The organism is Variovorax sp. 01T439_2 (assembly GCF_056398445.1).
Genome location: NZ_JBFTPJ010000198.1, coordinates 1 through 7,514 on the forward strand (window position 1 = coordinate 1; position 7,514 = coordinate 7,514).

Consider the following 7,514-nt stretch of genomic DNA (forward strand, 5'->3'; position numbering starts at 1 on the left):
GCGGTGCTCACCATCGATCCTTCGTCCACCGTCTCGGGCGGCTCCATCCTCGGCGACAAGACGCGCATGGAGCGGCTCTCGGTGCACGAGCGCGCCTACATCCGCCCCAGCCCCTCGAGCGGCACGCTCGGCGGCGTGGCCGAGAAGACGCGCGAGGCCATGCTGGTGTGCGAGGCCGCAGGCTACGACATCGTGATCGTCGAGACCGTGGGCGTGGGCCAGAGCGAAACCGCCGTGGCCGGCATGACCGACATGTTCGTGCTGATGCAGCTGCCCAATGCGGGCGACGACCTGCAGGCCATCAAGAAGGGCGTGATGGAACTGGCCGACCTCGTCGTCATCAACAAGGCCGACATCGACAAGGACGCCGCGACGCGCGCGCAGGCCCAGATCACCTCGGCGCTGCGCCTCTTCGGCCACCAGGGCAACCCGGACCATGCGCATGCGGCGCACGACGCGCACAGCGGCGCACAGGTGCGCTTCTGGCTGCCCCAGGTGCTGCAGCTGAGCGCATTGGCCGGCACGGGCGTCGACGCCTTCTGGGATGCCGTCACGCAATTCAGGCAGCTGCAGAGCGCCAACGGCAAGCTCGCCAGGCGCCGCGAGAAGCAGGCCACCGCGTGGATGTGGGAACGCATCGACGCCGGGCTCAAGCAGGCCTTCAGGCAGCACGCGCAGGTGCGCGAACTGCTGCCGCAGCTCACACAGCAAGTGGCGGAGGGCGCGCTGCCCGCATCGACGGCGGCGCGCCAGCTGCTTGCGGCGGCCGCCATCACCGCCAGGCCATGACCCCACACCAAATTCAGGACCACAGCTTCGGAAGCACACCATGCAAGAACTGATCGAACAACTCGAAAAGCGCCGCGCCCAGGCGCGCCTGGGCGGCGGGCAGAAGCGCATCGACGCGCAGCACGCCAAGGGCAAGCTCACGGCGCGCGAGCGCATCGAGCTGCTGCTCGACGACGGCACTTTTGAAGAATGGGACATGTTCGTCGAGCACCGCTCGGTCGATTTCGGCATGGCCGAGCAGAAGATCCCGGGCGACGGCGTGGTCACGGGCTACGGGATGATCAACGGCCGCCTGGTGTTCGTGTTCAGCCAGGACTTCACGGTCTTTGGCGGTGCGCTCAGCGAAGCGCATGCCGAAAAAATCTGCAAGGTGATGGACCAGGCCATGAAGGTCGGCGCGCCGGTCATCGGCCTCAACGATTCGGGCGGCGCGCGCATCCAGGAAGGCGTGGCGTCGCTCGGCGGCTATGCCGAYGTGTTCCAGCGCAACGTGATGGCCTCCGGCGTGGTGCCGCAGATCAGCATGATCATGGGCCCGTGCGCGGGCGGCGCGGTGTACTCGCCCGCCATGACCGACTTCATCTTCATGGTGAAGGACTCCAGCTACATGTTCGTCACCGGCCCCGAGGTGGTGAAGACCGTGACGCACGAGAGCGTCACGGCCGAAGAGCTGGGCGGCGCCGTCACCCACACCACGCGCAGCGGCGTGGCCGACATGGCGTTCGAGAACGACGTCGAGGCGCTCATGATGCTGCGCCGCCTGTACAACTACCTGCCGCTCAACAACCGCGAGAAGCCGCCGGTGCGCCTGGGCAACAACGGCCAGGGCGATCCGGCCGACCGGCCCGACTACTCGCTCGACACGCTGGTGCCCGACAACCCCAACAAGCCCTACGACATCAAGGAGCTGATCCTCAAGGTGGTGGACGACGGCGACTTCTTCGAGCTGCAGCCCGACTACGCGAAGAACATCGTGATCGGCTTCGCGCGCATGGAAGGCCAGACCATCGGCATCGTGGCCAACCAGCCGCTGGTGCTCGCGGGCTGCCTGGACATCAAGAGCAGCATCAAGGCCGCGCGCTTCGTGCGCTTTTGCGATGCCTTCAACATCCCGGTGGTCACTTTTGTCGACGTGCCCGGCTTCATGCCCGGCACGGGGCAGGAGTACGGCGGCATCATCAAGCACGGCGCCAAGCTGCTCTACGCCTATGCGGAGTGCACGGTGCCCAAGATCACCGTCATCACGCGCAAGGCCTACGGCGGCGCCTACGACGTGATGGCCTCCAAGCACCTGCGCGGCGACGTCAACCTGGCCTGGCCGCGTGCCGAGATCGCGGTGATGGGCGCCAAGGGCGCGGTGGAAATCATCTTCCGCGAGGACAAGAACGACCCCGAGAAACTCGCCGCCCGCGAAGCGGAATACAAGGCGCGGTTCGCCAACCCCTACGTGGCGGGCGCGCGCGGCTACATCGACGACGTGATCCTGCCGCACGAGACGCGCAAGCGCATCTGCCGCTCGCTCGTGATGCTGCGCGAGAAGAAGCTCGAGAACCCGTGGCGCAAGCACGGAAACATCCCACTGTGAGCGGCACGGAGAAGAAGAACATGTTCAAGAAGATACTGATCGCCAACCGCGGCGAAATCGCCTGCCGCGTGATCCAGACCGCGAAGAAGATGGGCATCCTCACCGTCGCGGTCTACTCCGATGCCGACAAGGAAGCCCGCCACGTCGAGCTGGCCGACGAGGCCGTGCACATCGGCGCCGCACCCAGCCGTGAGAGCTACCTGCAGGCCGACCGCATCATCGCGGCCTGCAAGCAGACGGGCGCCGAGGCGGTGCACCCGGGCTACGGCTTCCTGTCGGAGAACGAGGCCTTCGCGCGCAAGGTCGAGGAAGAGGGCATTGCCTTCATCGGACCCAAGCACTATTCGATCGCGGCCATGGGCGACAAGATCGCCTCCAAGAAGCTCGCGAACGAGGCCAAGGTCAACACCATCCCGGGCTGGAACGACGCCATCGAGACGGCCGAGCGCGCGGTCGAGATCGCCAAGGACATCGGCTACCCGGTGATGATCAAGGCCTCGGCCGGCGGCGGCGGCAAGGGCCTGCGCGTGGCCTACAACGACAAGGAGGCCTTCGAGGGCTTCACCTCGTGCCGCAACGAGGCACTGAGCAGCTTCGGCGACGACCGCGTGTTCATCGAGAAGTTCGTCGAGGAGCCGCGCCACATCGAGATCCAGGTGCTGGGCGATTCGCACGGCAACGTCATCTACCTGAACGAGCGCGAATGCTCGATCCAGCGCCGCCACCAGAAGGTGATCGAGGAGGCGCCTTCGCCGTTCATCAGCGACGCCACGCGCCGTGCGATGGGCGAGCAGGCGGTGCAGTTGGCCAAGGCCGTGAAGTACCAGAGCGCGGGCACGGTGGAGTTCGTGGTCGGCAAGGACCAGAGCTTCTACTTTCTGGAGATGAACACGCGGCTGCAGGTGGAGCACCCGGTGACCGAATGCATCACGGGGCTCGATCTTGTCGAGCTGATGATCCGCGTGGCGGCCGGCGAGGAACTGCCGCTCACGCAGGAACAGGTCAAGCGCAACGGCTGGGCCATCGAGTGCCGCATCAATGCCGAGGACCCGTTCCGCAATTTCCTGCCTTCGACCGGCCGCCTCGTGAAGTTCCAGCCGCCGGGCGAGACCATGTTCGCGGCCGACACCGAGCGCCTGAACGGCGTGCGCGTGGACACCGGCGTGTACGACGGCGGCGAGATCCCGATGTACTACGACTCGATGATCGCCAAGCTCATCGTGCACGGCAAGGATCGCCAGCATGCGATTGCCCGCATGCGCGAGGCGCTCAACGGCTTCGTGATCCGCGGCATCAGCAGCAACATCCCGTTCCAGGCCGCGCTGCTCGCGCATCCGAAGTTCGTGGCGGGTGATTTCAACACCGGCTTCATCGCCGAGCACTACGGCAAGGGCTTCCATGCGGAAGACGTGCCGCACGCCGATCCGGCTTTCCTGATTGCGCTTGCGGCCTATGTGCACCGCCGCTATCGCGCGCGGGCCTCCGGCATCAGCGGACAGCTCGAAGGCCACGGCGTGAAGGTGGGCGAGCAGTTCGTGGTGGTGGAGCTGGGGCCGGAGGGCAGGCATGTGCACCATCCGGTGTCGGTCACCGACTTCCATGGCAAGACCGGCGCCAGCGCCGTGGCCGTGGGCGGCAAGAGCTACAAGATCGACAGCGGCTTTGCGCTCGGCGCCATTCGCGTGCAGGGCATGGTCAACGACCGGCCCTTCACCGCGCAGGTCGAGCGCGGTGCCGGCAAGAACCCGCTGGCGCTGCGCGTGTCCCACGACGGCACGCAGATCGAGGCGATGGTGCTGTCGCCCCTGGGTGCGCGCCTGCTCGAACTGATGCCCTACAAGGCGCCGCCCGACCTGAGCAGGTTCCTGATGTCGCCGATGCCGGGCCTCCTGGTCGAGGTGTCGGTGCAGCCGGGTCAGCAGGTGCGCGCCGGCGAGAAGCTGGCCGTGATCGAGGCCATGAAGATGGAAAACGTATTGTTCGCCACGCAGGACGGCGTGGTCGGCAAGATTTCGGCGGGCAAGGGCGAATCGCTCGCCGTCGATCAAATCATTCTGGAGTTCAACTGATGGGTGCCAACGACTTGCAAACAACGATCACGCTGCACCGGCCCGCCAAGGCCGTGGCGCCGCAAGGCCCCTGGACGGTCGAAGCGATTCAGGCCCTGCTCGACAAGCCGCTGATGGACCTGCTGTTCGAGGCGCAGACGGTGCACCGCCAGCATTTCCCGGAAGGCGACATCGAGCTGGCGACGCTGCTCTCGGTCAAGACCGGCGGCTGCCCCGAGAACTGCGGCTACTGCCCGCAGTCGGCCGAGTTCGACACCGGCGTGAAGGCGCAGAAGCTCATGGAAGTCGACGAGGTGGTGCGCGCCGCGCAGGCCGCCAAGGACGCCGGCGCCACGCGCTTCTGCATGGGCGCCGCATGGCGCGCGCCGAAGGACCGCGACGTCGAGAAGGTGGCCGTGCTGGTCGAGGCCGTGAAGGGGCTGGGCCTGCAGACCTGCGCCACGCTCGGCATGCTGGAGCCGCACCACGCGCACCAGCTCAAGGCCGCGGGCCTGGACTACTACAACCACAACCTCGATACCGCGCCCGAGTACTACACCGACGTGGTCGACACGCGCACCTACCAGGACCGGCTCGACACGCTGGCCCATGTGCGCAGCGCCGGCATCAGCGTGTGCTGCGGCGGCATCGTCGGCATGGGCGAGCAGCCGGTGCACCGCGCGGGACTGATCGCGCAGCTGGCCAACCTGAATCCGTACCCGGAGTCGGTGCCGATCAACAGCCTGGTGCGCGTGCCCGGCACGCCGCTGGCCGATTCGGAGCCGGTCGATCCCTTCGACTTCGTGCGCATGATCGCGGTCGCGCGCATCACGATGCCGACCGCACGCGTGCGGCTCTCGGCGGGCCGCCAGCAGATGGGCGATGCGGTGCAGGCGCTGTGCTTCATGGCCGGCGCGAATTCGATCTTCTACGGCGACAAGCTGCTCGTCACCGGTAACCCCGACGTCGAAGCCGACACGGTGCTGCTGCGCAAGCTCGGCCTCAATGCGCGGCAGGTGCAGGAGCAGCCGGAAGGTTGCGCCGCATGATCACCGCCGCCGCACGCCCCTTCAAGGTGCTGGGCATCCAGCAGATCGCCATCGGTGGCCCCGACAAGCTGCGCCTGCAGAAGCTCTGGGTCGACATGCTGGGGCTCGAGGTCACGGGCACCTTCAAGAGCGAGCGCGAGAACGTCGATGAGGACATCTGCTCAATGGGCAGCGGGCCGTTCAAGGTCGAGGTCGACCTGATGCAGCCGCTCGACCCCGAGAAGAAGCCGGCCGTGCACACCACGCCGCTCAACCACGTGGGCCTGTGGATCGACGACCTGCCCAGGGCCGTCGAGTGGCTCACCGCGCAGGGCGTGCGCTTTGCGCCCGGCGGCATCCGCAAGGGCGCGGCGGGTTTCGACATCTGCTTCCTGCACCCGAAGGCGAATGACGAATTCCCGATCGCGGGCGAGGGCGTGCTGATCGAGATGGTTCAGGCGCCGCCCGAGGTGGTGAGCGCCTTCAGCGCGCTGGCCGCTACGCGTTGAGCACCTTCCTGATAGGCGGCTTCACGTCCGAGCGCTGAGGCGGCAGCATTGGCTGGTGCTCGCGCGCCGGGTTCAGGATGATCGAGGTGGCGGTTTCGGTGAGGATGCAGAACTTGGTGACCACCGCATCGAGGTGGCTCACGTCGATGACGGCGATCTCCAGGATCCAGCTGTCGTCGCCGGTCACGTTGTAGGCGTTGACGCATTCGGGCGTCTGCTGCACCAGTTCCACCACGCGCGCATAGTCGGCGCGGCCCACGCGGATGATCGCGCGGATGCCGTAGCCGAGCTTGCCGAGGTTCACGGTCGCGCGGTAGCCGCTGATCACGCCCGCGGCCTCGAGCTTTTTCACGCGCTCCGTCACGGCCGGCTGGCTCAGGTGCACGCGGCGGCCGAGCTCGGCCATGGTGAGCCGCGCATCGGCCTGCAGTTCGGCCAGGATGCGGGTGTCGTGCGCGTCCAGCGCGGGGTTCAAGCTGAAGTCCATGCCACTCCTTCAAATCGACGGTATGAAACGCAAAGAACCATGAGATGTGCATGGTTGCAAGAAGATTGCTTTCATACCATGGACGGCGTTTCCATACCAACAAGACAACATCGCCATGCCCACTCTCGCATCCCCCGCCCGAGCCGCATCCGGCTCTGCGCGCACCGCGCTGCCGCCGCTGCTGTGGCTCTGCCTGGCCGCCACCTGGGTGGTCTGGGGCTCGACCTATCTCGCGATCAAGTACGCGCTGATCAGCTTTGCGCCGTTCCTGCAGATGGGCTCGCGCTTCCTGTTCGCGGGCGTGCTGCTCGCCGCCTGGATGCGCTGGCGCGGCGCGGCCTGGCCTTCGCGCCTGCAGTGGCGCAATGCCCTCGTGGTCGGCACGCTGATGCTGGGTGGCGGCATGGGCGGCACGGCCCATGCCGAGGTGTCGATCGGCTCCGGGCTGGTGGTGGCCTTCATCGCGGTGGTGCCGCTGCTGATTGCGCTGCTCAACCTGATCTGGGGCGTGAAGCCGACGCGGCTGGAGGCGGCGGGCATTGCGCTCGGGCTCATCGGCGTGCTGATGCTGACGCAGGGCAGCGGCTTCCAGTCGTCGCCAGCAGGCCTGGCGGCAATTTCCATTGCCTGCGTCTGCTGGTCGATGGGCAGCGTGCTGAGCCAGCGCAGCCTGCCGCTCGCGCCCGGCGCGATGGGTTTCGCGAGCGAAATGATCTGCGGCGGTGTGGTGCTGCTGGTGCTCTCGGCGCTCTCCGGCGAACAACTGGTGTGGCCTCCGCAGCCCGAGGCGGCAGCCGCCTGGCTGTACCTCGTGGTGTTCGGCTCGCTGATCGCGTTCAACGCCTACATGGTGCTGCTCGCAAGGGCGCCCGCCGCCCTGGCCGCGAGCTACACCTTCGTCAATCCGGTGATTGCGATGCTGCTGGGCGTGTGGATTGCCAACGAGACCGTGACGCGCTTCGAGTGGTATGCGGTGGCCGTGGTGCTGGCCGGTGTTCTGCTGCTGCTCTTCAAGCGCCCGCAGAAGGCGAAAGAGGGCTGAAGCTCGTGCCGTTCAGGTGCCCGGGC

At 66.9% G+C, this 7,514-nt stretch carries 7 protein-coding genes; 6 read left to right on the forward strand and 1 reads right to left on the reverse strand.

The genetic code is table 11. From position 1 onward, the window contains the following. From meaB to AC1DOC_RS11760, 5 genes are all read left to right on the forward strand, one after another. On the forward strand, positions 1–789 hold a 789-nt coding region (meaB, locus tag AC1DOC_RS11740; RefSeq protein ID WP_478129832.1), incomplete at its 5' end, for a methylmalonyl Co-A mutase-associated GTPase MeaB. A gap of 40 nt (positions 790–829) precedes the next feature. Continuing rightward, on the forward strand, positions 830–2,374 hold the full coding sequence (locus AC1DOC_RS11745) for an acyl-CoA carboxylase subunit beta (RefSeq protein ID WP_007828159.1): 1,545 nt from the start codon (positions 830–832) through the stop codon (positions 2,372–2,374). Positions 2,375–2,394: 20 nt separating this feature from the next. Further along, entirely contained in the window at positions 2,395–4,443 is a 2,049-nt protein-coding gene (accC, locus tag AC1DOC_RS11750; RefSeq protein ID WP_026283787.1) for an acetyl-CoA carboxylase biotin carboxylase subunit, read from the forward strand. Continuing rightward, positions 4,443–5,471 (forward strand): biotin synthase BioB, encoded by a 1,029-nt coding sequence (gene bioB / locus AC1DOC_RS11755; protein WP_436298375.1) that lies wholly within the window; start codon positions 4,443–4,445, stop codon positions 5,469–5,471. Before accC ends, bioB begins: the two co-directional genes overlap by 1 nt. Next, a complete protein-coding gene (locus AC1DOC_RS11760; RefSeq protein ID WP_436035747.1) occupies positions 5,468–5,959 on the forward strand; it encodes a VOC family protein in 492 nt (163 codons plus the stop codon). Before bioB ends, AC1DOC_RS11760 begins: the two co-directional genes overlap by 4 nt. Here AC1DOC_RS11760 and AC1DOC_RS11765 read toward each other — a convergent pair. Further along, complete coding sequence (locus AC1DOC_RS11765) at positions 5,949–6,446, reverse strand: Lrp/AsnC family transcriptional regulator (protein ID WP_012747254.1); 498 nt, start codon at positions 6,444–6,446, stop codon at positions 5,949–5,951. The genes AC1DOC_RS11760 and AC1DOC_RS11765 overlap by 11 nt on opposite strands. A 115-nt stretch (positions 6,447–6,561) precedes the next feature. Here AC1DOC_RS11765 and yedA point away from each other — a divergent pair, with 115 nt between their 5' ends. Beyond that, the gene (yedA, locus tag AC1DOC_RS11770; protein ID WP_478079894.1) at positions 6,562–7,488 is read left to right on the forward strand and encodes a drug/metabolite exporter YedA; all 927 of its coding nucleotides are present in this window, start codon (positions 6,562–6,564) and stop codon (positions 7,486–7,488) included. Positions 7,489–7,514: the final 26 nt, after the last annotated feature.